Below are 24,114 nucleotides of genomic sequence, written 5' to 3'. Positions count from 1 at the left end.
AAAATGCAATAGAGGGAGATGTTCTTCACATGAAAAAAGCATTGATCGTCTGGGGAGGCTGGCTCGGACATCAACCGGAAGAAGTATCGGCTTTATTTCGGAAGGTTTTGGAGGCGGAAGGATTTGAAGTTGAACTATCCGATACGCTTGCGGCGTTTGACGATGAAGCGAAGCTGAAGTCCCTGGACTTGATCATTCCGGTCTGGACGATGGGCGAAATCAGCCAGGAGCGCGTGAATCATGTATCGGCTGCCGTACAAAGCGGCGTTGGGTTGGCGGGATGCCATGGAGGCATGTGCGATGCCTTCCGATCCAATGTCGACTGGCAGTTTATGACGGGCGGGAATTGGGTGGCTCATCCCGGTAATGACGGGACTTCACACCGCATCAACATCGTTAATGCTTCAAGCCCGTTAGTGGAAGGCATTGAGGATTTCGACGTGGTGACGGAGCAGTATTATCTGCATGTCGATCCTGCCATTGAAGTGCTTGCCACGACCCGTTTTCCGGTTGCCGAAGGGCCGCATGCGGCCAATAAAGCTGTCGATATGCCTGTTGTCTGGACGAAGCGCTGGGGACATGGACGTGTCTTCTACTGCTCGCTTGGACATCAGGCGGATGTTATCGAGATGCCTCCCGTTAAGGAAATCATGCGCAGAGGACTTCTATGGGCGGCAGCAGGCAAAGAAACATTTGGAGTGAAGCGGGAACAAAAAGCATACACCGGAATGCAGGATAGCCAGGCTTAACTGACCCTACGGAGGAGGACCCTCATAGATGAAGAAAACGAAAGTCGGTATTATTGGATGTGGGCAGATCAGCGGAATTTATCTGGAAAATTTAAATCGGTTTCCTTCTATTGTTGTTGCCGCCTGCGCGGACCTCAATGTAGAACGAGCTAAAGCGAAAGCCGGAGAGTTTGGAATACCAAAAGCCTGCTCGGTGGCAGAACTGTTGGCGGACCCGGCTATTGAACTGGTCGTCAATCTTACGATCCCGGCAGCTCATAGCCAGGTATGCATGGATATCCTAGAGGCCGGCAAACATGTTTATGTTGAAAAGCCGCTTGCCGTCACAAGGGAAGAAGGGCAAGCCATTCTCGCTAAGGCAGAGGAAAAGGGGCTTCTAGTCGGCAGCGCCCCGGATACATTCCTTGGCGGCGGCATCCAGACCTGCATCAAGTTGATCCAGGACGGATGGATCGGCACGCCAGTAGCTGCAACGGCATTTATGATGTCCCGCGGACATGAGCATTGGCATCCGGATCCGGAATTCTATTATGCTCAAGGCGGGGGACCGCTTTTTGATATGGGTCCGTATTATTTGACAGCTTTGGTTGCCATGCTCGGCCCCATCAAGCGGGTTGCGGGAATGGCCAAAATCTCGTACCCGGAACGGACAATTACAAGCCTCTCAAAATATGGACAGGTCATCCACGTGGATACGCCTACTCATGTGGCGGGGGTGCTTGATTTCCACAGCGGCGTCGTTGGAACGATGATCACTTCCTTTGATATTTTCGGTGGAAGCCGCCTGCCATGCATCGAACTTTATGGAAGCCAAGGAACGCTCAGCGTGCCTGATCCGAATACGTTTGACGGGCCCGTGCTGTTGAAGCGTCATGATAGTCCGGATTGGAAGGAGATCCCGTGTTCACATGGGTATACCGCTAACTCCAGAGGAATCGGTGTGCTCGACATGGTGCATGCGTTCCGCAGCGGACGAATGAACCGGGCAAACGGCGAGTTAGGTTATCACGTGTTGGAAGCCATGCATGGATTTCATGATTCTTCCCGTCAGGACCGTTACTATATGATGAAAAGTACCTGCGATCGACCAGAGCCCATGCCACAGAACATGCAATTTGGAGTATTGGATTAAACAAATGCGAAAACGCACCTTTTTAGAATATCATGGGAAGGCATTGAGTGATTCCGATGTATTCTAGGGGTGCTTTTTTACTTCATTCGGTTGGATCACAATTCGTAATCTTATGGACAAAAGGCACAAGAATTATTCCCAAAACTAGAATACATTAATATCTAAGCAAATGAAGGGAGAGGTGAAAAATGGCCCATAAAAAAAGAAAAAGACAAAAGAGTCAATCGGCGAAATGGCAGGGAAAACCCGTTATCGTCGTATTGAAGGACGGAAGAAGTTATATCGGCACTGTCAGCAGTTATGACCGCCATGGCGTTACATTATCGGGAATCCAGGCAGATCCTAGAATGACGACATCCATATTGGAAAGCCAAGATAAAGCTCAAGTGTCCGGTTTGTTAAGCGCCCTCTTCGGAGGAGGACTTTTGGGCGGTGCAGGTCCAGCTGCGGGAGCAGCCCGGGCAGGCGGTGGAGGCGGGATGTTCGGATTTATTGGACAGATCGGGAAGATCATCCCGCACATCCGCGTAGGCATGAATGTGATGCGCTCAATTATGCCGTTGATGGGATTCCTGAAATAAGGATTGCGCAAAATCCCTAAATAGAAGCCAAACTGGCCAAACTTCATTTGTTTGCTTTAGAAGCATCCGAGATGGCGGATTCACTCCGTTACCTTTGGGTGTTTTTTCTTTAGACAGCAGAAGTAAGATGGAACATTCATGGTACGATTCCAGCTTTTTGGGATATTTATCAAGAAAGCGAATCATACTAAATTATCATGTGTGAGCCAGAGGGTGACGATATGCAAGGCATGAGCGGAAATGAGAACTCCCAGAATCGTCTAGAGGGCCAGTTAAGCGACATCATTGAGAAAGTAGCCCAAGATCTAGGAAACAGCGTTGATTTAATCATAAAAAAAATCAGGTGCATGCAGACGCATCCCGCATTGTTTTTGTACATGGAAGGCTTGGTGGACCCGCATCTCCTGCATACTTCTGTTCTTCAATCCCTTTTAACCCCGGGTGAAGGCGTGCTTGCCGCCGAGGAGAATCCACTGGAATATTTGCAGGAAAATATACTTATTGCAGCACATTCGGACATCTTTCACACCTACCAAGTTCTCTATGACCGGCTGCTATCCGGCTGTGGCATCCTTTTGCTCGAAAACGCCAAAGAAGGATTGTGGATTGATATTATCGGCGGGGAGGAACGCAGCGTTGGAGAACCTAAATCCCATACGGTGGTCCGCGGGCCGATGGAAGCATTCACCGAGAAACTCCGGACCAACACGGCTTTAATTCGAAGACGCATCCGTGATCCTCGCCTCTGGATGGAGACGAGACAAATCGGAGAGGTAACGCATACAAATGTGGCATTCATGTACATTAAAGGAATTGCCGACGAGGGGGTTATTGAGGAATTAAGGGAAAGGCTTGACCGGATTGACATCGATGGGATTCTTGAAGGCGGATATATAGAAGAACAAATTCAGGACGAAATCAAAACCCCATTTCCCACCGTGTACAACTCGGAACGGCCGGATACGATCGCAGCCGGTTTGCTTGAAGGGAGAATCGCCATCATAGTGGACGGCACGCCGTTTGTTCTTTTGATTCCGGCATTGTTCGTGCAGTTCTTTCAATCACCCGAAGACTATTACGAGCGGGCGGACATCGGTACCCTGATTCGCTTGCTTCGTTATCTGGCGTTTTTTATTGCTCTGCTTGCTCCGTCGATGTACATCGCGCTTTCAACCTTTCATCAGGAGATGCTGCCAACAAATCTTATCATCAGCATTGCGGCTCAGCGGGAAGGCGTGCCATTCCCGGCGTTTATTGAGGCAATGCTGATGGAAGTGACTTATGAAATTCTGCGTGAGGCGGGGGTTCGCATTCCCAAAACGATTGGACAAGCCATTTCCATTGTCGGAACTCTAGTCATCGGACAGGCTGCGGTTGAAGCCGGAGTTGTGTCCGCAGCGATGGTTATTGTCGTGTCGATTACGGCAATATCCAGCTATGTGATACCCGAAAACGGTTTATCCATTGCCGTCCGGATTCTTCGATTTGGTCTCATGCTCCTTGCCGCTTCGTTCGGGCTGCTTGGAATATGGATCGGCCTGATGGCTATTTTGATCCATTTGACCACCATAAGGTCATTTGGAGTTCCATACATGAGCCCGTTTGGTCCCTATATTGCCCCGGATATTAAGGACAGCCTGTTCCGTTTCCCGTTGAGACGGATGACGACACGGCCAAAATATTATTCAAAGGAAGAGCGTTTGACGCATCGGAACGGCAAGAGACAACGAACAGGACGCTATTCCCCTAGGAGAAGAACATGACTTCAAGGATTCTGCTTATCGCCATCTCCATTTTTATGATGATTCCGCTTGGAGGCTGCTGGGACCGAAAGGAACTTAACGAGCTTGGCATCGCGGTCGCCATTGGCGTGGACACCGCCCCGAGGAATCAACTTAAAGTCACAGCTCAAGTCGTTGTTCCTTCCAAGGTGGCTCCAGGCCAGTTATCCGGCAAAGTCGGGACGAGCGTGACGGTGTATGAACAAATTGCTCCAACGTTTACGGAAGCCATTCAGAAAATGACGGTGGTCAGCCCGCGAAAAGTATATTTGGGACATATTCGCATGCTCGTTATTGGCGAAAAATTTGCCAGGAAAGGAATCGCCAGTGTCGTTGAGACGCTGATTAGGGAACCGAGTTCCCGGGCTGATTATTACATTGTCGTTGCAAAAGAGCAATCCGCCTCCGATATATTGAAGATCACCACATCGCTTGAGAAGATTCCCGCCAACAAGATGTTCACATCGCTAAATATATCGTCGGATACCTGGGCGCCATATACCAAGGTGACGATAGACGATCTGATGAACACGCTACTGGATGCTTCGGGATGTCCGGTGCTGACGGGGATACATGCATACGGAACGAATCAGGACAAGTCCGGAGAAGGAGTAGAAAACATTACGAAGACGGAGCCGACGGTAGAGCTGAAATTTGTCGGATTGGGAGTATTTAAAAAAGACCGGTTGGTCGATTGGCTGAATGAAAGCGAGAGCAAGGGCTACAATTTCATCCGCAATCAAGTGAAAGAGACGAGGGAGCATTATGATACAGGGAATGGGGTACGTATCGGCTTCCATACATTTCGAAACAAAACGGAAGTGAAGGCAGCCGTAGTTCAAGGCAATCCGCTCATACGGATCAATGTGACAAGCGAAGGCGCGTTATCCGAAATTCAAGGCGATGCCCAGGTTTTAAACAGCTCCGAGACGCTTCATCAACTGGAACGGCAGAGCAGCAAAAGGGTTGTCGAGTTGATGAAGCAGGCGGTGGATTCGGCGCGTCAAAGGCATCATGCCGATATTTTTGGCTTTGGCGAACTGATACATGAAGAGAATCCTAAAGCCTGGAAAAAGCTGAAGAAGGATTGGGAGCGAATGCTTACGGAATTAAACGTGCATTACACCGTGGACACAAAAATCAGCAAAATCGGGACTCTGCTGGACACGTTTCAGAAAAAAATGAAGGAGTGACTTCAATGCTTGCAGAGCTGATGATCCTTTTTGCAGCCGGAGCTGCCGCTTGGAATGAATTGCCCAAACTGTTCCGGCAGCGTATGGGAAAGGAAATAGCCGTGTTTCTTATCATGCTGGCAGGAGGCACTATTCTGAGTCTGATGGCGGTCAGTGAGCGTAAATTTCCAAGTCCTTTAAAATTCATCGAGGTCTTGTATGGACCCATAAATCACTGGTTCGATCAATGGCTGGGCTAGAGCGGGGAGGGATGAACGGATATGCTGGAAAAAGGTAGACTGGCAACAAGGCAATTGGTTGTGCTTGTATTTTTATGCACGGTCGGCGATATGTTTCAGCTCTATCCTTCCGACGTCGCCTCGATATCGCGTCAAGATGCATGGATTTCGGCCTTGCTTACGATAGTCGGCGGTGTTGTGATCATCATAATTCTGCTTATTATTGCACGAATCCAATCCGATAAATCATGGATCGAATCTTGCATCAAAGTCCTGGGCAAATGGCCCGGGACTGTTATTTCCATATGGTATCTTCTGTATTTTTGGATGGTTTGCGCTTATCTGGTGCGGGAGATCGGGGACTTCATGACAACGGAGATTTTTATGACTACGCCGCTTTTGGTGGTCCACTTTCTAATTATTTTGCTTATTTTATGGGCAGTGAAGGCGGGGTTGGAGTCGATCGGCAGAAGCAGCGAGATTATGCTGCCAATGTTTTTGCTGGCGGTGTTCACCCTCGTTGTGAGCCTGTTCCCTCAAATTGATTTGCATCATTTAAAACCGATTGGAGAACAAGGCCCCAAGACCATTGTTCGCGGAACGATCGTCGGTACTGCCTTCCCGTTCGGGGAGCTGTCCGTTCTTCTCATGCTGACCCCTTATGTAAATAAGCAGCCCCACTGGGCCAAAGAAGTGCTGCTCATCGTGATTGCTGCCGGAACATTGTTATCGTTGACGACGGCGATGTCTTTGCTTGTGCTCGGGATCGATTTGACCGCATACAGCGTTTATCCTATGTATGTTCTCGCCCAAAAAATCAACATCGGAAATTTTTTCCAAAGGATCGAAGCGATTATGGCCATAGCCTATTTGATCACCACCTTTTTCAAGGCGGTTGTCTTTTTTTATGCTTTTACTTTGGGCACAGGGCAGCTATTTCGCCTTAAATGCAAACGGATTTTATATCTGCCGGGGGGAATGCTGGTCTTTGCCATGGCAATTCTCTTTAGCGGGGACGCAGTCTATTATTTGAAAACGCTGGTGATGCCATGGATGTTTTGGGATTTGACTAACGGGGCGGTAGTGCCTCTGATTTTTGGGGCTGTGTATTGGATAAGGAAAAAATGGTTTAAAAGTGATGCCTTGAAATGAAATGAACATAAAGGAGGGCGGAAGGATGCTTGAGAAAGGCAGAATCAGTACCAGGCAATTTGCGGTTTTGATCTTTTTGGCATGCGTTGGAGATATGATATTGCTGTTTCCTTCGGCGATATCCTTCATGGCGAGCCAGGATGCCTGGATGGCTTCATTAATCGGCGTACCGGCAGGAGTCCTGGTTCTTTGGCTAATGCTTCGCGTTTCTTTTCTTTACCCGGACAAAACGCTGATTGAAATCAGCAGGCTAGTTTTGGGAAAGTGGTTGGGAACGTTTGTGAGTTTATGGTACTTGTTTTTCTTTTTTATGTTATGTTCCTATGTGATCCGGGAAGTCGCGGACTTTATGTCATCGCAAATTTTCATGAACACGCCGATTCCTATCATATATCTGCTCTTTTTGCTGCTGATGGTTTATGCGGCACAAGCCGGTTTGGAGTCCATAGGCAGAAGCAGCGAAGTTGTTTTGCCTATTTTTCTTTTGTTCGTGATTGGATTTATTTGTTTCCTTCTCCCGCAAAGCAATGGCCATTACCTGAAGCCTTTTCTGGAAAACGGAGCGGTTCCCGTGCTGCATGGAGCGTTATTCAGCGCTATTTACCCTTTTGCCGAGCTTATCATTTTTCTTATGGTGATTTCATCTGTCAAACGCAGCCCTCATTTTCGGAGGGACGTTCTGCTTGCTGCAGCCGGAGGGGGATTGATATTGAGTTTGATCGTATTGGTTTCCTGGCTTGTGATCGGCAGCAATCTGACGGTCAGCAGTACATATCCCACGTTTACGCTTGCGCAGAAAATCAACATCGGCAATTTCCTGCAGCGGATTGAATCCACGATTGCCATCGCTTGGCTGATGTCTTCATTTTATAAAGCCGTAATTTGCTATTATTCGTTTGTTTTGGGCGTGGCCCAGTTAACGGGACTCCGAAATCATAAAGTGCTATATTTTCCCGCGGCGATCATGCTGTTCGGGATGGCGCAGCTTGGCGCGCCGGATATCATTTATTATTTGAAGCATCTGATTCCATATTGGATGGATTGGGACATTACCCATGCGGTTGTCATTCCCTGCATCTTATTAGCGGCAGCAGCTTGGCGGAAAAGAAGAAAGGCTAAGCATTCGTAGAAGGCAGCTTTTGAGAGCTTTAGCGATTGCTTCTTAGCTCGCTGCACGGGCGTTTATTGAGTCGTTATAAATGAATCAAATTTTAAATTATTTTCATGTAAGCCTTTTCAATGTTGTTTAAATGTGATATCTTTGAGATAACCTAAATGTGTCTAAATTGTGAATTGATTCGAAGTTAGAGCGTATGATAAAGCAATAATCGGAAAATGAGGAGGGGTTATCCATGACCACGATGATTCTTATATTGTTTACCGCAGCATTAATCGGTGTTTTGATTTTTGGGAAAAAACATGAAGTACTCATCGCTAATTCCATGAATGCCGTTTTACTGATTGGATTGGCTACAGCGTTTGGACTGAATATGAATACGAACGGCGCATTTTATCTGACTCTTGTGTTTTACTTCGTGATCCCGATGTATGGGGTTATTGCCTTGTTTGGAGCGATGAAGAAAAGCCGGGATAAGAAGCAGGACACCTTAGTCTAAGAATCTTTGATTTGTTTTGCGGAAAAAAAGTTCATGCGGCGCATGATCGCAAACCGACTCTTTTAGAGCCGGTTTTTTATATTTTCTGCAAATCTTAAAGAATTCTCTAAATTAGAGCGGTTTTCAACGCCAACGCGGCCGGATGACATCACTAGTAAATAATTATCGATTCCTAGTGATAAACGGGCTCCAAATCGATCAAAATAAATATAAATTCGTCCAAATCGTTTAGTGAAGTATGATGCAAGCGTATTTGCGAAAAGGAGTCGGAGTGGCAAATGGAAATTTTCCTTATGGTTCTGGTTTTGTTGATCCTTATTGGCATATCCAATGTCGTTAATCATTTCTTGCCGGTCATTCCGGTTCCGCTCATTCAGATCGCACTTGGCGTGGCTATGACCTATGTGCCGGGAATGCATCATATTCCGCTGGATCCGGAGCTGTTCCTGCTCCTGTTCATTGCTCCGCTGCTTTTTAATGACGGTAAAATGACGCCGCGAGACGAGTTATGGCAGCTTCGCTCCAGTATTTTGCTACTTGCTCTTGGCCTTGTTTTCGCCACCGTCCTTCTCGCAGGCCCTTTCATTCACTGGATGATTCCCGCTATTCCGTTATCCGCGGCTTTTGCGCTCGCAGCTATTCTTTCGCCTACGGATGCGGTCGCGGTCGGTTCGTTATCCGGGAGAGTGAAGCTTCCCGGCAAAATCATGCGCCTGCTTGAAGGCGAAGCTTTGATGAATGATGCTTCCGGGCTGGTGGCGTTTAATTTTGCGATAGCCGCAACGGTAACGGGCTATTTTTCATTGCCCAAGGCTATTGGCAGTTTCATTGCTATTGCGATCGGCGGGATCGTTGTGGGGGCGCTGCTAGGTTTCATGGCGATCGGGTTGCGTTTGCGGCTGCGGCGGCTCGGGATGGAAGACGTAACGCTGCATATGCTGATCATCATTTTGACGCCGTTCATTATTTATTGGGTCGCGGAAGAATTTCACGTTTCCGGCATTTTGGCGGTTGTGGCCGCCGGGGTAACGCATGCCATTGAGCGTGATCGGATGACAAGGGGCTCCGCGCGCCTGCACATCGTTTCAGCCAGCACTTGGCCGGTCATTCTTTTCTGTCTGAACGGACTTGTTTTTATTCTGCTCGGACTTGAAATACCGGGGGTCATCTCGGAAGTTTGGAAGGACCCCGCATATAATAACGGGCAGGTAATCGGATATGTTCTCATCATCACGGCGGTGTTGATCCTGCTTCGTTTCGTATGGGTCTGGGCGGCCAACCGGCATTTCCGCTCAGCGCTTCTAACGGCTTTGTCCGGCGTACGCGGGGCGTTAACGCTCGCCGCTGCTTTTTCCATTCCGATGACGCTTGCCGACAACAGTCCGTTTCCGGAAAGGAGTCTGATTCTCTGCATTTGTTCAGGGGTAATATTGTTAACCTTGGTCATTGCGAGTGTTCTGCTGCCGATCCTCACGCGCGAAGCCAAAGCAGATCCCGAGGAATTGGCCGAAAATGAAAGAAACGCCCGTATCAGAGTGCTTGAAGCCGGCTTAAATGCGGTTCGGGAAGAAATGAATGACAAGAACAGCCAGGAAGGGATGAGGCTGATCTCTTCATACACCCGCAGGCTGCAAATGGCGAAGCTAAAAAACAAGGCTGAGATGGGCAATGCATTGAAAGAAGCTGTGGACATCCGCTTGGAAGCTCTAAAAGCCGAACAGCAAATAGCGGAAAAATGGGTACGGGAGGAACGCATCTCCCCTAAACTGGCGGACAAGTTCCTAAGCTCGATCAGCAAAGTGGAAATGCTGCTGACAACAAAACACAAATGGACGAAGCTGTTGGTTTTCGGTTGGGAGGCACTGCAGCGGCTGCTGCGGAAATCCAAAAAGAAGGCTAAAAAAATCGATATCTCCCATCCGCAATGGGGCGTATATAGAGAGCTTAAGCTGGAAGCGATCCGTGCCGCGATCCGTCAGGTCAAAAGCTTGGAAACGACTGACAACAAAGATACGATCCAGGCGATTCTAGCGGATTACCGCGGGTTGGAACTGCAGCTGCAAAGCGGTAGCTATCGAAATCCGGCAGCGGATCAAATGAGCGCTGAACGCAGGGAGATTGAACTGAAAGCGATCCAGGCGGAACGGAATGAAATACAAATCATGTTCGAAAACGGGGAAATCAGCCGGACGCTCGCGAACAATCTTCGGCTGGATGTAAATTATCATGAAGGACATTTATTTGAAACACAAACGGTGCATGACGAGGAAGGGGAGCATTAAACAGGAGTTGCTGTCTGGATGGCAAATAGGTACCATGGAAAAATAATCTTGGTTTACAATTGGAATGGTTGATGATAATATTTACCAAACAGTAAACGCTTTGAAGAGAAGAGTAGATGAAATCATACTCCCCGCCAGAGAGCTCCGGCAGCTGAAAAGGAGCGGGAGCATGTTCATTGAACCAAGCCTCTGAGCGGCGCATCGGAACTTAAAGTGCGTGTTCAATGTCGAACACGCTTCCTGATTAAAAGCGGAATTTTTGGACTACCGCTTATAGGGATGGTGCGACAGGAGCTCCTGTTACAGAGCTAGGGTATGAGCGATCCGAGCGCGACTGCCGTACCCGAAGAGGCGGAATATAGCGATATATCCGCGAATAGGGGTGGCACCGCGAACCAAATCTCGTCCCCAAGACTTCGGTCTTGGAGGCGGGATTTTTTTGTTTTTTGGAGCACTTATTTAAATGAAGGAGGAGATCAAGCATGTATTTGGAAGAGGAGAAGGAAAAGGCTCTTGATTTTTTAACGAAAGTGGTTGAGGATGACGTCAAAAATGGCGTATATAACAGGCCTGTCGCTACGCGGTTTCCGCCGGAACCCAATGGTTATCTGCACATCGGAAGCGCTTATGCGATCTACATCAATAATTCGATAGCACGAAAGTATAACGGAACATTCAATCTGCGTTTTGATGACACGAATCCTTTAAAAGAAGACTTGAAATACGTGGAAGCGATCCGCGAGGACGTGGAATGGCTGGGATTTAAGCCGCCCGTTTATTTTGGCTCGGATTATTCGGAGCAATATTATGAAGCCGCCGTGAAGCTGATCCGCAAAGGAAAAGCGTATGTATGCGATCTGACTCCCGAACAAATGACGGAATACAGGGGGACATTAACCGAAGCGGGCAAGGAGAGCCCTTTCCGGAGCAGGACCGTACAAGAGAATCTGAACTTGTTCGCGCAAATGAGAGAAGGCATCTTCCCTTCATCCTCTAAGGTTCTGCGCGCCAAGATCGACATGTCATCACCGAACATGAATTTGCGTGACCCGGTGTTGTACCGGATTATCCATGCCGAACATTACCGCACCGGAAGCGAATGGTGTATTTATCCGATGTATGATTTTGCCCATCCGATTCAGGACTGGATCGAAGGCATTACACATTCGCTTTGCTCCGCGGAATTCATTGGCCATCGTCCGCTGTATGAATGGGTGCTGAGTGAGCTTGGGGTTTCAGAACCTCCGAAGCAAAGAGAATTCGGGCGGCTAAGCATATCCGGTTTCGTGACAAGCAAAAGATATTTGCGTGAATTGGTTGAAGGCGGGTATGTGGATGGTTGGGATGATCCCAGGCTGCCGACGATAAAAGGATTGAGACGCAGGGGCGTAACCCCTGAAAGCATACGAAGTTTTTTGGAAGAGATCGGTGTGTTCAGGCAAAACTGCATGATGGACTCTGCGATGCTGGATCATTGCATTCGGCAGGATTTGAAGGAAAAGGCCGTCAACGTTATGGCTGTACTGGACCCGCTAAAGGTGATTATTACAAATTATCCGGAGGACCAAACCGAAATGCTAAGCCTTAAAAATAACGAAAATAACGATACGCTAGGAAGCAGGGAGGTGCCTTTTTCCAGAGAGCTGTTTATTGAAAGGGAAGATTTTATGGAGAATCCGGTTCCGGGTTTTCACCGTTTGTCGCCAGGCAAGGAGGTTAGGCTGAAGGGCGCTTACTTCCTGAAATGCGAACATGTGGTGAAAGACCCGATAACGGGAAAAACGACCGAGCTGCATTGCACATACGATCCGCAAACCAAAAGCGGCACGGGATTCAATGCGAGAAAGGTGAAATCCACCATTCATTGGGTGTCGGCCAGACACGGAATTCCCGCAGAGATCCATTTGTACGACAAACTGTTAAAAGAAGATGCTTCGATTATGGAATCGGAGAATGATTGGGATGCCATCGTAAATCCGGATTCACGGATCAAGTTGGAGCGGGCCATATTGGAGCCGATTCTGCAAGATGCAATTCTTGGGACGACCTATCAATTCATCAGACACGGTTATTTTTGCCTGGATTCCAAACATTCGGACGGAGCCAAAGGGGTATTCAACCGGATCGTTTCGTTAAAGGATTCATGGAAAAAGAAATCATGACAACGGCAATATATCAACAAACTTTTCTGATATACTCATGAAGGAATGGAATCAAGAATTCATAACTAACGGATGTGATAACTTCATGGGGGGCATTAAGAAAACCATAGGGCTGCTTGCTCATGTGGATGCCGGAAAAACGACATTCGCCGAGCAGCTGCTTTATCATACGAACAGCATTCGAAGCCGGGGAAGAGTCGATCATCAGGATGCTTTCCTGGATAGCCATGAGCTGGAAAAGAAACGAGGCATCACGATTTTTGCGGATCAAGCGGTAATGTCTTACGGAGACTCCAGCTATTATTTGATCGATACCCCGGGGCATGTGGATTTCTCTGCGGAGATGGAGCGTGCCGTGCAGGCGATGGATTATGCTGTCATCATCATCAGCAGTGTTGAAGGAGTCGAAGGGCATACCGAGACGGTGTGGCAGCTGCTGGAGAAATACCAAATACCCGTTTTGTTTTTTATCAATAAAATGGACCGTGAAGGGGCCGACGCTTCAGCCGTACTCACCCAGATTCATCAGCAGCTGACTAAGGATGCTTTACTTATTACTGGATCTTTGATGGACGGGATCGGCGAGGAAACGGCCGAGTTTGCCGCTGAACGCGACGATAGTCTGCTGAATGCTTATTTGGAAGGACAGGCTGATTTGCCTTTCATTGCGAAAAACATCGTCTCTTTGGTGCAGCAGCGCCGCTTCTTTCCTGTCATGTGCGGTTCGGGCTTGCAGGATGTGGGCATTACCGAATTTTTGGCCAATCTGGAGTTTCTGACGACAACCGCATACGATGAAAGAGGGGTATTTGCCGCACGTGTATTCAAAATCCGACACGATGCCCAGGGTGTGCGGCTGACCCATTTGAAGCTTTTGCAGGGGAAACTGAATGTTAGAGACGAATTGACATATGCGAGCGGAAAGGGAGAACAACTGCAGGAGAAGATAACTTCAATCCGCGTGTATAACGGGGAGAAATATGTCACGGTTGACGAAGCAATTGCCGGACAATTGGTTGCAGTGACCGGATTATCTGCGGCTCCGGCGGGCGCCGGTCTGGGGGCGCTGCAGGAACGGATGCCTTACGAGCTGGTGCCCGCTTTGAAATCGAAGGTGCTGTTCGACCCGTCCGTACCGGTTCGTGAAGTGCTCCGCTGCTTTCAAATGCTGGACGCGGAGGACCCGTCGCTTGGCGTCCGGTGGGATGAAGCGCTGCAAGAACTCCATATTCAGGTCATGGGGGTTATACAGCTCGAAGTGCTTGGACAGGTGATGTTTGACCGTTTTCATCTGCGGATTGCTTTCGGGAAACCGGAGATTTTATACAAGGAAACGGTGGGAAGCGAAGTGGTCGGATACGGGCACTTTGAGCCGCTTGGCCATTATGCCGAGGTTCATTTGAAAATTGGGCCAGGCCCCGCCGGCAGCGGCGTGACCTTCGTAAACGAATGCCATCCCGACGAACTGAGCACCGGTTTTCAGAACTTGATCGGACAACATATCACGGAAAAGGAACATCGCGGTTTGTTGACCGGATCCACATTGACCGACATCGTGGTAACGCTTCTGACCGGCCGCTCCCATAACAAACATACAAGCGGCGGTGACTTCAGGGAAGCGTCGCTGCGCGCGCTGAGGCAAGGCCTTGAAAAGGCTGATAACATTTTGCTGGAGCCGTACTACGAATTCAAACTGAAGGTAGCGGCTGATTTGATCGGCAGAGTGATGTCGGATATTCAGCAGGCTCAGGGCAGCTTCGAACCTCCGGAAATCCATGAGGGAGCGGCCATACTTATAGGGCAAGCTCCGGTCGCGACGTTTATGGATTATGCGGCTGAGCTCGCCGCGTTTACGAAAGGCAAGGGGGCAATATCGCTGCGACTGGGCGGGTATCGGCCGTGCAGCAGCAGCCAGGATGTGATCGCTGCCAAAAATTACAACAAAGACGCAGACCCTGAATACACATCCGCCTCCATTTTTTGTTCCAAGGGCAAAGGATTCAGCGTTTCCTGGAATGAAGCAGAGAATTTTATGCATATAGAATTGCATGAGTTTGAATCGTAAACAAGCGGAGAAGGCGGATTTTACCGCCGTCTTGAGGAAGCGGATCGGAAGCGCCATATTCGTTGGCGGCTCCTCCGCTTTTTTGCATACACAACGATGAAAAGTTTCTAAGGTGCCATTGGCGGATAACTGGTCGTCAAAATGCAAGCACATGGTCGGTAAATGAGCAGACAAGTGTGCAAAGGAGGGGTAAGATCAAGTCAAACTCGGGATATGTTTCATTTTGGATGGCCGCATGTGGTGGACCTCCGTCATGCAACGCCACACCGCGCGCCGAGTTCAGCATGAATATACAACGACTGGTAGGAGGAGCTTATTTTGTTTTATGCCGGCCAATGCAACGGACGGACAAGAGAAGAGGGGAGCTTAGTGGCCGCATTGCCTTTCGCTGCATTGATCTGGGCTTGGCTCAAAAATAGGCTGCCTGTCAGATCGGCTCCGCTTAGATCAGCATCACGCATATCGGCTCCAATCAAATCAGCACCCCTTAAGTCGGCCCCCCGGAGGTCTGCCGCGATAAGATAAGCTCCGCGCAAACTTTGGTAACGGAGATCCGCCCCTTTTAGTTTGGCTCCGATCAGATCCGCCCCACGGTCAGGAATGTTTTTTCGCCCCGTTTGCCCCTTCCGCTTGCGACGTCCGTTTTCCCTCACAAGTTCGCTTGTCTTAAGAAGCAAAACATTCACATTTGCGCGATAGGTCCACATATCCACTCCGAAGATAGACTCGGGGTCCAGGCGGGTAAGACGAATGGTTTCTTCAAGCGCGGTTTGAAGTTCATCATGTATGGGATGGGCGGGCTCCAATGATCTTGCTTCGGTTAAATACCAGAGCAGTTCATGCAGCTGCCACATGATCGGAAATACATCGAACATTTGGCGCGCATTGTCCGGATCCTGCCGCCAGTCTCGTCCGCCGTAAGTCACTTGCGAAACCTTTTGCCCCGCTCCAAAGCAGTCATATACGGTACATCCGCGCATGCCCCTGCCTCTGAGGCTGTCGTGAACACCGCAGCGAAAATCCGGTTTCAAATGCTTGCAGGGTTGTCCGCCGTCCTTATCAAATGCAAAATCAGCCGAAGCCGAGTAGGGGAGGGCAACGCAGCAAAGCCCAAAGCAACGTTCACAGTCGGCCCGCAGTTCGGCGCGGTTAAATAGATTTGTATTATTTTCCGTCTTCGACATTGTTATCTCCTTAGATTTCAATCTTTGAAATTTATGACCAGGTATATCTCTTCTAGAAAAATGGTGGTAGGCTGTGAGCTGCGAATGAACCCTTTTATTTTACAATTTTTACGCGGATTCATCTACTTTCCCGGCTGCCATTCCGATAGATTGAAAGGAAGGATGGGCAAAAGAACCTGAATTCGTTATAATAACGAGAATCGTTATCAATGTTGAATACAGAAATCGGGGTGAACATGATATGACAGAAATCGATTTTCATCATAACTTTAATTTATTTTTCGATGGGCTTAAGCTGTCGCGGCAAAATGAGGACCGAACCGAACAAATGAAACTGTGCCCACAGATGGGGACGGGGCTCATCCGGCGTTTTGTCCCGCGTTTTGATATTGACGTGGTTGTGTCGGAGGTCACGTTTCATCAAGATTGCAGTTTGCCCCTGATTACGGAAACGCCAATGGTTGAGCTGAACTATTGTCTGCAGGGAAAAAGGGAGCTCACCATCGATGGGGTACAGCATCAATTCGGTCCGGGAAGCTGCACGCTGCAATTAATAAACGAAGTAGGGGCCAGATTTGAGTTTAGCGGAAATGAGCCGTATGTCATGGTGGGTGTGGGCATTCCCGTTCCGACCTTCCATCACTTCATGGAAAATGCGGGTGGCGGGAGATCCGTTGATTTTTGCGGTATATTGGGTCAGAGGCCGTTCCGTCTTTTTCAGGAAAAAACAGATCCGGCAGCGTTGATTACGCTGCAGCGGCTGCTAAAGCCTATCCGCAATAAGGGTATGAACAACCTGGAGATGGAATGTAGCGTTTTGGATTTGCTGTCCAAAGGCTTCCGGTCTTTTTTGACGGAGGATGCAGCGGGATCAACCAGGTTGTCCAAAAGCGACATGCAAAAAATCCGGGAGGCAAGGGATATCATGATCGAGCGTATGGTCGATCCGCCATCCTTGATGGAGCTGTCCCGCCTAATCGGGATGAACGATTTCAAGCTGAAGGTCGGATTCAAGGAAATGTACGGAACTACGGTATTCGGTTATTTGCGCGATAAACGGCTTGAGAAGGCATTGGCTTTGCTGCAGCAGGGGCACCTGAATGTGAATGAAACCTCCTGCGCGATCGGTTATTCCAATTCAAGCTATTTCTCGGAGGTGTTCCGTGAAAAATACGGAATCAACCCCGGACAGCTCCTTAAACATGCTGCTGCGGGCATTTCCTTGGAACAATGATATATGATGGAAGAGATTTAATGAGGCTGCTCTTTTCGGAGCAGCTTTTTTAACATGATAGAATTTATACGTTTTTTTGTGGTCCCAACAAAGTATTTGGGATAAGCATCGAAGCATGTGCTCCACTTTGTGGGGTTATTTTATTGGCCGATACTCCCGCTAACCAGCAAACTTCTCCGTCCAGAGGTAGCAGGGGCGGTAAAGTACGTTGTATCATTAATTAGTTGATAATAGTTCTCATTTAGGATGAATCCTTGCTGGCTGGTCGGCCTCCCAAGAGAAAATGAAACGACAATGATAAATGACAAAGGAGACGTGAAATAGATCATGTCCAATGCACTGGCATTTTTGCTGCGGTTGGCTGGAACTGAGCGTATTAGGCTGCTGTTATCATGCGTATGTTCTGCCGTTAGTTCCTTATGCGCCTTGATTCCGTTTGTGGTGGTTTACAGGATCGCGGAGCTCGTTCTTGCAGATTCCATTGATGCCGCAGCGATAGGAAGGCTCATATTAATTGCTCTAATCGCCGTTTTGTTCAGGTTTGCTCTGATGGGTATTTCTTCGATGCTGGCGCACGCCGCTGCCTTTCGTGTCCTGTATGATTTACGAGTCCGGCTGATCGATAAGTTGGGCAAGCTGCCGCTTGGCTTTTTCGGCGAGCAGCATTCCGGGCGCCTTAAGAAAGTGATTTCCGATGACGTTGAGCGTATCGAGTCTTTTATTGCGCATCATCTTCCCGACCTTACTGCATCGGTCGTAACGCCCATAATAACGGCGATCTATCTGTTTACGGTAGATTGGCGGCTGGCAATTGCGGCTTTACTTCCGGTACCTGCGGCATTTGCCGTACAGCTGCTGATGGCGGCTCGGGGGAAACGGAGCGATGATATGAAAAAAATGCATGATCTATCGGAAACTATGAACGGGGCAATCGTCGAATTCGTGCACGCGATGCCTGTCATTAAATCATTTAACCAAACTGTGCATTCCTTTGCCCGCTACCATGACTCCGTTGAAAATTATGCAAGTTTGTGGACGCATATAGCACGCAAAAATACGCCGCTCTATGTGCTTTATTTGCTGCTGCTGGAATCGGGATTGCTATTTATTCTGCCGGCCGGACTTTGGATGTACGAACGTCAGGCGGTGACGCTTCCCGTTCTGCTGCTCTTTCTCCTGCTGGGTGTGGGTCTGACGACGCCGCTCCGCCAGATTTCCACCCTCAGCCACATGATGCAGAACAACCTGGAAAGTGTTCGCCGCATCGAGGCTGTGCTGGCAGAGGAAGAACAGAAGGCTGATGAAGCTGGTTTTCGGCGTCCGGAGCGGTATGACATCGACTTTCGGCAGGTTCGTTTTTCCTATGGCAGCCGCGAAGTGCTGAAAGGCGTCCAGGTTAAGGCCGAACATGGAAAGGTTACGGCTTTTGTTGGACCTTCGGGCGCAGGCAAATCGACTGCCGCTCAATTGATCGCGCGTTTCTATGATCCATCCCATGGAGAGATCAGGCTTGGGGGAAAGGATATTCGTTCTTATGCACCGGAGCGTCTGATGGATATGGTGTCTTTTGTATTTCAGGATGTACCTGTCATCAGCGACACGGTTTTTGCAAATCTGCGTATGGGTAAACCCGACGCGGAGCTTGGCGAGCTGATCCACGCTGCAAAAGCCGCTCAGGCCCATGAGTTCATCAGCACGCTCCCGGACGGCTATGATACGCTGATCGGAGAGGGAGGCATCTCATTAAGCGGCGGGGAACGGCAGCGGCTGGCCATTGCCCGCGCCATTTTGAAGAATGCTCCGGTGCTTATTCTCGACGAAGCGTTTGCGTTTGCCGATGCGGAGAATGAATCGAAGATCCAGGAAGCCTTAAGCCGTCTGCTGCAAGGAAAAACCGTCGTGGTTATCGCTCACCGGCTCTCGACCATTGCCGACGCGGATCATATCGTTGTGTTCGACAACGGGCATATCGTCGGAGCGGGAACCCATGCGGAGCTGCTCGAGCATTGTTCGCTTTATTCAAACATGTGGCAGGCTCATCGGGAAGCAGGCGAATGGTCGTTGACCGGGGAAGGAGGCAAGGTATGTTTAACATGATCCAGATGATTACAGGTCAGTCTGGCAGGCTGTTGTCACGGGCTGCATGGTATACCGTTTTGGAAATGATCGCAAATGCCGCGCCTGCGGGCCTTTTATTTTTTGTTTTGGCTTCATTATTTCATCGCGAAGTGACGGGCAGGGATATATTGATATGGTCGGCATGCTTGATCGCGCTGTTCGCATTGCAGGCGCTGTTTGCCAGCCGGGGACAGATCGAGGCCCAAAGCACGGGCGCTTCCATCATGAAGGATGTCCGGCTTCGTCTTGGAGAACATTTGCGAAAGCTGCCTATGGGTTATTTTTCGCGGCGTGATCAAGGAGACATCAGCCATACGCTATTGGCTAATGTGGATGAAGCAGAAATGATCTTGACCCATCTCTTCAATCAAGTGCTCGGCTCGGTCATCCTGCCGGTCGTCAGCGCGGTGTTTTTGTTGTTTGTTGACTGGAGGCTGACTCTGGCCGTCCTTGTATCCGTGCCGCTAGCGGTTCCCGTTTTGTACTGGTCGCAAAACCTGATGCGAAAACAGAGCGGAAAGCGCCAGGAAGCCGCGGCCGCCGTCAATTCGCGGCTGCTGGAGTATGTGCAGACGATCCGGCTCATCAAGGCACATAATCAGACAGGCCAACGGTTTACCCGGTTGGATGAGGCCATGGCGCGTCTCAGGGATGACAGCATTCGCGTTGAAGTGGTTACTTCACCCGTCGTTATGATTTTCTCGATGATTCTGGAGCTGGGGTTCGTACTTTTGCTGTTGATCGGCGTTTATCTTGTCGAAGGGGCGGTTATCGACACGTCCGTATTTCTGATTTTTCTTGTCGTAAGCATGAAGTTTTACCAGCCTTTGCGGTCGGCGGGCACGGCTTTGACACAGATGCGGTACATGGCTTCCGCAGGAGAACGTATCCGCGAGTTGTTCGCCGAACCGGAACTGCCGGAACCCGAGCATCCGCGTCTGCCTGCCGCCTTTGACATCGAACTGGAGGGCGTTCAATTTTCCTATGGCGATAAAAGAATCCTGCATGATGTATCTTTTCGCGTTCCGGAGCATCATTTGGTCGCATTGGTGGGACCCTCGGGAGCAGGCAAGTCAACGATCGCCGGGTTGATCTCGCGGTTCTGGGACGTATCGGCCGGGACAGTGAAAATCGGCGGCGTCGATGTGAGGGATATGCGCAGCGATGAACTGCTGGGGATGATCAGTACGGTGCAGCAGCAGCCGTATCTGTTTAATGAATCCATCGCGGCGAATATACGCAAGGGAAAACCGGAAGCCTCGATGGAAGAGGTGATCGAAGCAGCCAAAGCGGCGCATTGCCACGATTTTATCGCCAACTTGCCGCAAGGTTACGACACGATCGCAGGAGAGGGAGGAGCCGCGCTTTCGGGAGGTGAAAAACAACGGATTTCCATTGCGCGCGCGATCCTTAAGGATGCTCCGGTTATTATTCTTGATGAGGCGACCGCTTCGCTTGATCCGGAAAACGAAGTGTATCTGCAGCGGGCAATCAGCAAGCTGGCGTGCAGCAAAACGGTCATCATCATTGCCCACCGTCTGAAAACGATCCAGGGAGCGGATCAAATTCTGGTCGTGGATCAAGGGGGAATTTCTGAAGCAGGCAAACACGACGACCTTATGGCTCAGAGAGGTCTATATCATACATTGTGGCAAGAACAGCAAAAAATCGGCGGCTGGAAGATTAAGAGTGGTATCGAAACCGGGAGCAGCGCATAAGAAGTTATCCTCTTCTGCAAAAATCCAATAAGCGACTTTCAAGAATCCATTTCTAATGTCACCGACCCAATACCGAGCAACCCTTTGCGCCAATTAGCCACACTTAACGGACGCCATGGACGCTAATTCGTAAAAACAGCCTTATTCAAATTCTAACGGTCGCTACAGCGCTTAATTGCTGCGGACAGTCGGCAAAAGGGATATTTTCACTAAAATAGTAGCAGCTGTGTCTGTTAGAATTGAAAATCGTTGAAATTACCCTCTGCCGCTGTGTCCGTTATATTATGTCCCGTGAGCGTCTGGAATCGAATTTTTGAAAGAATCCTGACATACGAAAATGTCGGTAGCAAACCTGCTTGATTAGGATGCTGCCGGCATTTTTTTGAGTCTGGAGGCTTAATATGCTTAACGCTTGAAAACCAATCTGCAGAAAATCGAACCGATTGGGACATGTTTGGAAAGAAAACCGAAAGCGCCTTCGTTTGCCTTGTGGGAACCCTCAAGGTTTTTTCTTTTGCAAAAAGGCGAGGATTCAGAAAATTATCCGTTTGACATTAAGCAAAAAAACAGATTAAAATTACTTAAGTGTTTAATGATTAAGTACTTATATATTATGAACTTATCAATTAAATAATAATTAATTTATTTTGCAATATAATAATCAATAGGATCAATTCAAGGGGGTTTTTATTTTGCGTAAAAGTGAACAGCTGTTTGAGGTAACAGCCATGTTCCGTTCAATATTGAAAAACATGTCGCAGGAATGGAATAAGATCACAAAGGGATACGATCTCACGTTTCCGCAGTTTCAGGTGCTTTTTATTCTGAAAAAGCAAGGTCCCCAGAAAGTTTCGGATCTTGCCGAAGCCCTTTCTTTAACATCCCCGGCCATTACCATTCTTACGGATAAATTGATTGATTTAGGTTATGTGCAGCGCGAACGGGCGGAAACGGACCGCAGGGTGGTTTATACCAAGCTCACTGAAAAGGGCCTTGATATCATTGACAAAATGACCGAAGACCAGAAGGAAGTCATTCAATTGTTTCTCGGAGGATTGTCGGAAGAAGATATACAGCATCTGAGAAGAATTTTCTCTTCGATGCTTTTAAATATAGATCATACTGAATGTTAGAGGTGAAGGGATAGAAGATGGAGCATTTAACGCTTAAGCGCAAAATAACGATCATGATCGCAGTCATGGCGGCGATGTTTTTTGCCGCGATCAACCAGACAATTACCAGCACGGCGATGCCGCGTATTATTGCGATCCTTGATGGTATGGATTATTATACCTGGACGATCAACATTTATTTGCTGACATCCACCATTGCAACCATATTGGTCGGCAAGCTGTCAGACATGTTTGGCCGCAAACCTTTTTTGCTTGTAGGTATATTAGTTTTCATGCTGGGAGCTTTTTTAACGGGTACATCTACAGATGTTTATCAGTTTATTTTTTACCGCGGGATTCAAGGGATCGGCGCGGGGATTATCCAATCGACTGCTTTCACGGCCGTTGGCGACTTGTTCCCTCCGCGTGAACGGGGCAAATGGATGGGCCTTATGACAGCCGTGTTCGGATTTTCCAGCATTCTTGGGCCGACACTTGGCGGATATTTGGTCGACCACATAGATTGGCATTGGCTGTTCTGGATTTTCCTTCCTTTGGGTATCGTTGCTTTTATCATGATCATGATGTTATTTCCAAAAGTGGACCGTAAGAAAGGGCAAAGCATCGATTACTTGGGTTCGCTTTTCCTGACGACGACGATCGTTCCGCTGCTGCTTGCCTTCTCTTGGGCAGGAACGGAATATCCATGGGGATCGTGGCAAATTCTTGGTTTGATCGCGGCTTCCATCGTATCGGCACTCATCTTTATTTTTGTCGAAACGCAAGTGAAAGAACCGGTGCTGCCGCTGCATTTATTTAAAAATAGCGTCGTGACCATTTCGAATATCATCGGTTTTATTATGAACTTTGGCTTGATGGGAGCCATGATTTACATTTCGTTTTATGTTCAAGGCGTGCTCGCGATTTCCCCGACCTATGCGGGGTATGTGACCCTGCCAATGTCCATATGCATGGTGATCATGAGCGCGATTACCGGACAATGGATCGCCAAAACAGGCAAATACAAACGTTATGCCCTCATCGGGATGCCGGTGATGATTATCGGAATGACGATCATGATCTTCATGAACAACCTGACATTAACCATTATCAGTCTAATTGTGTTTGGCCTTGGACTCGGTCTCGGGATGCCTGTATTTTCCCTGGCAACGCAAAATGCGGTTTCGCATAAAGAGCTTGGCGTCGTGACGGCATCCTCGCAGTTGTTCCGCAACCTTGGAGGCACGATCGGAATTGCGGTCATGGGCACGGTCATGTCCAACAGCCTGACCAAAAACCTGAAAGAAGCTTTGCAGTCATCCGGCGCTCCGGATTTCAGTAAGCTGGACCCGAAGATGGCGCAAAACATGCTTTCGTTTGCCAATCCGCAGGCACTTATGAACAAGCCGCTGGTCGACAAGACCGCAGAAAGCCTGCCGCCGGAGGCGAAAACTTTGTTCATGCAGATGATCGACAGTATCCGCGACGCGCTTGGGTCTACGCTCTCAACGGTGTTCCTGACAGGCACGCTGGTACTTGTTGTGGCGCTGGTATTGGTATTCTTCCTTAAGGAACTGCCGCTTCGTTCCTCGAATCAGGCTCCGGAAGCCGGCGCTACTAATGACAAAACCGACATGCGCCATGGCAAGACCCTGACCGCCGAGTAAAATAACCGAATAGTGTTTGAAATAACCCCACAAAGTGACGTGTAGCCTTTGAAGCTTATTCCGATTACTTTGCGGGGACCCCGGAAGTTTATACTTTCTGATATGTGAACAAAGCCCTGGGCAGCGCTGCTGCTTGGGGCTTTGTTTTAT

17 protein-coding genes, 1 pseudogene and 1 other annotated feature are annotated in these 24,114 nt (G+C 48.8%); of the genes and pseudogenes, 17 read left to right on the top strand and 1 reads right to left on the bottom strand.

Features of this window, described 5'->3' with window-relative positions:
- Positions 1-29 precede the first annotated feature (29 nt).
- From L6442_RS18495 to L6442_RS18440, 12 genes are all read left to right on the top strand, one after another.
- Positions 30-749 carry a ThuA domain-containing protein gene (locus tag L6442_RS18495; RefSeq protein WP_212976565.1) on the top strand — a complete coding sequence of 240 codons (720 nt, stop codon included), beginning with the start codon at positions 30-32 and terminating at the stop codon, positions 747-749.
- Between the two features lie 28 nt (positions 750-777).
- The gene (locus L6442_RS18490; protein WP_212976564.1) at positions 778-1,881 is read left to right on the top strand and encodes a Gfo/Idh/MocA family protein; all 1,104 of its coding nucleotides are present in this window, start codon (positions 778-780) and stop codon (positions 1,879-1,881) included.
- A 188-nt stretch (positions 1,882-2,069) separates the two neighbouring features.
- Positions 2,070-2,462: an LSM domain-containing protein gene (locus tag L6442_RS18485; RefSeq protein WP_212976563.1), complete on the top strand. Its 393-nt coding sequence runs from the start codon at positions 2,070-2,072 to the stop codon at positions 2,460-2,462.
- A 221-nt stretch (positions 2,463-2,683) separates the two neighbouring features.
- Positions 2,684-4,225, top strand: coding sequence for a spore germination protein (locus L6442_RS18480; protein WP_373871776.1), 1,542 nt, complete (start codon positions 2,684-2,686; stop codon positions 4,223-4,225).
- Positions 4,222-5,436 (top strand): Ger(x)C family spore germination protein, encoded by a 1,215-nt coding sequence (locus L6442_RS18475; protein ID WP_212976561.1) that lies wholly within the window; start codon positions 4,222-4,224, stop codon positions 5,434-5,436. The genes L6442_RS18480 and L6442_RS18475 overlap by 4 nt, the downstream gene beginning before the upstream one ends.
- A 5-nt stretch (positions 5,437-5,441) precedes the next feature.
- Complete coding sequence (locus tag L6442_RS18470; protein WP_212976560.1) at positions 5,442-5,675, top strand: hypothetical protein; 234 nt, start codon at positions 5,442-5,444, stop codon at positions 5,673-5,675.
- A gap of 21 nt (positions 5,676-5,696) precedes the next feature.
- Complete coding sequence (locus L6442_RS18465) at positions 5,697-6,806, top strand: GerAB/ArcD/ProY family transporter (protein ID WP_212976559.1); 1,110 nt, start codon at positions 5,697-5,699, stop codon at positions 6,804-6,806.
- Positions 6,807-6,831: 25 nt separating this feature from the next.
- Positions 6,832-7,935, top strand: coding sequence for a GerAB/ArcD/ProY family transporter (locus tag L6442_RS18460; RefSeq protein ID WP_212976558.1), 1,104 nt, complete (start codon positions 6,832-6,834; stop codon positions 7,933-7,935).
- Between the two features lie 223 nt (positions 7,936-8,158).
- Positions 8,159-8,422 carry a hypothetical protein gene (locus tag L6442_RS18455; RefSeq protein WP_194233415.1) on the top strand — a complete coding sequence of 88 codons (264 nt, stop codon included), beginning with the start codon at positions 8,159-8,161 and terminating at the stop codon, positions 8,420-8,422.
- 278 nt (positions 8,423-8,700) lie between these two features.
- Positions 8,701-10,704, top strand: coding sequence for a Na+/H+ antiporter (locus L6442_RS18450; protein ID WP_212976557.1), 2,004 nt, complete (start codon positions 8,701-8,703; stop codon positions 10,702-10,704).
- Positions 10,705-10,795: 91 nt separating this feature from the next.
- Positions 10,796-11,117: a binding site (T-box leader), on the top strand.
- 69 nt (positions 11,118-11,186) lie between these two features.
- A complete protein-coding gene (locus tag L6442_RS18445; protein WP_212976556.1) occupies positions 11,187-12,866 on the top strand; it encodes a glutamine--tRNA ligase/YqeY domain fusion protein in 1,680 nt (559 codons plus the stop codon).
- Between the two features lie 85 nt (positions 12,867-12,951).
- Positions 12,952-14,931 (top strand): elongation factor G, encoded by a 1,980-nt coding sequence (locus L6442_RS18440; protein WP_237099978.1) that lies wholly within the window; start codon positions 12,952-12,954, stop codon positions 14,929-14,931.
- Between the two features lie 323 nt (positions 14,932-15,254).
- On the opposite strand, the gene L6442_RS18435 is transcribed toward L6442_RS18440, so the two are convergent.
- Entirely contained in the window at positions 15,255-16,115 is an 861-nt protein-coding gene (locus tag L6442_RS18435) for a pentapeptide repeat-containing protein (RefSeq protein ID WP_212976555.1), read from the bottom strand.
- A 241-nt stretch (positions 16,116-16,356) separates the two neighbouring features.
- On the opposite strand from L6442_RS18435, the gene L6442_RS18430 reads away from it, so the two are divergent.
- The 5 genes and pseudogenes from L6442_RS18430 to L6442_RS18410 all read left to right on the top strand — a co-directional run.
- Positions 16,357-17,349: a helix-turn-helix domain-containing protein gene (locus L6442_RS18430; RefSeq protein ID WP_212976554.1), complete on the top strand. Its 993-nt coding sequence runs from the start codon at positions 16,357-16,359 to the stop codon at positions 17,347-17,349.
- A 327-nt stretch (positions 17,350-17,676) separates the two neighbouring features.
- The gene (locus tag L6442_RS18425) at positions 17,677-19,446 is read left to right on the top strand and encodes an ABC transporter ATP-binding protein (protein ID WP_212976553.1); all 1,770 of its coding nucleotides are present in this window, start codon (positions 17,677-17,679) and stop codon (positions 19,444-19,446) included.
- Positions 19,434-21,185, top strand: coding sequence for an ABC transporter ATP-binding protein (locus L6442_RS18420; protein ID WP_212976552.1), 1,752 nt, complete (start codon positions 19,434-19,436; stop codon positions 21,183-21,185). The genes L6442_RS18425 and L6442_RS18420 overlap by 13 nt, the downstream gene beginning before the upstream one ends.
- 692 nt (positions 21,186-21,877) lie before the next feature.
- Positions 21,878-22,318 carry a MarR family winged helix-turn-helix transcriptional regulator gene (locus L6442_RS18415; protein WP_194233399.1) on the top strand — a complete coding sequence of 147 codons (441 nt, stop codon included), beginning with the start codon at positions 21,878-21,880 and terminating at the stop codon, positions 22,316-22,318.
- 17 nt (positions 22,319-22,335) lie between these two features.
- A pseudogene (locus L6442_RS18410) lies at positions 22,336-23,901 on the top strand (DHA2 family efflux MFS transporter permease subunit); the annotation flags it as partial.
- Between the last annotated feature and the right edge of the window lie 213 nt (positions 23,902-24,114).

The organism is Paenibacillus azoreducens (assembly GCF_021654775.1).
GTDB classification, from domain to species: domain Bacteria; phylum Bacillota; class Bacilli; order Paenibacillales; family Paenibacillaceae; genus Paenibacillus_AQ; species Paenibacillus_AQ azoreducens.
The sequence above is the reverse complement of the archived record's forward strand: the minus strand, read 5'-3'. Positions and strand labels throughout refer to the sequence as shown.

Coding starts and splice junctions, on each gene's coding strand:
- L6442_RS18495 (WP_212976565.1), top strand. CDS start 30: ATGAAAAAAGCATTGATCGTCTGGGGAGGCTGGCTCGGACATCAACCG.
- L6442_RS18490 (WP_212976564.1), top strand. CDS start 778: ATGAAGAAAACGAAAGTCGGTATTATTGGATGTGGGCAGATCAGCGGA.
- L6442_RS18485 (WP_212976563.1), top strand. CDS start 2,070: ATGGCCCATAAAAAAAGAAAAAGACAAAAGAGTCAATCGGCGAAATGG.
- L6442_RS18480 (WP_373871776.1), top strand. CDS start 2,684: ATGCAAGGCATGAGCGGAAATGAGAACTCCCAGAATCGTCTAGAGGGC.
- L6442_RS18475 (WP_212976561.1), top strand. CDS start 4,222: ATGACTTCAAGGATTCTGCTTATCGCCATCTCCATTTTTATGATGATT.
- L6442_RS18470 (WP_212976560.1), top strand. CDS start 5,442: ATGCTTGCAGAGCTGATGATCCTTTTTGCAGCCGGAGCTGCCGCTTGG.
- L6442_RS18465 (WP_212976559.1), top strand. CDS start 5,697: ATGCTGGAAAAAGGTAGACTGGCAACAAGGCAATTGGTTGTGCTTGTA.
- L6442_RS18460 (WP_212976558.1), top strand. CDS start 6,832: ATGCTTGAGAAAGGCAGAATCAGTACCAGGCAATTTGCGGTTTTGATC.
- L6442_RS18455 (WP_194233415.1), top strand. CDS start 8,159: ATGACCACGATGATTCTTATATTGTTTACCGCAGCATTAATCGGTGTT.
- L6442_RS18450 (WP_212976557.1), top strand. CDS start 8,701: ATGGAAATTTTCCTTATGGTTCTGGTTTTGTTGATCCTTATTGGCATA.
- L6442_RS18445 (WP_212976556.1), top strand. CDS start 11,187: ATGTATTTGGAAGAGGAGAAGGAAAAGGCTCTTGATTTTTTAACGAAA.
- L6442_RS18440 (WP_237099978.1), top strand. CDS start 12,952: ATGGGGGGCATTAAGAAAACCATAGGGCTGCTTGCTCATGTGGATGCC.
- L6442_RS18435 (WP_212976555.1), bottom strand. CDS start 16,115: ATGTCGAAGACGGAAAATAATACAAATCTATTTAACCGCGCCGAACTG.
- L6442_RS18430 (WP_212976554.1), top strand. CDS start 16,357: ATGACAGAAATCGATTTTCATCATAACTTTAATTTATTTTTCGATGGG.
- L6442_RS18425 (WP_212976553.1), top strand. CDS start 17,677: ATGTCCAATGCACTGGCATTTTTGCTGCGGTTGGCTGGAACTGAGCGT.
- L6442_RS18420 (WP_212976552.1), top strand. CDS start 19,434: ATGTTTAACATGATCCAGATGATTACAGGTCAGTCTGGCAGGCTGTTG.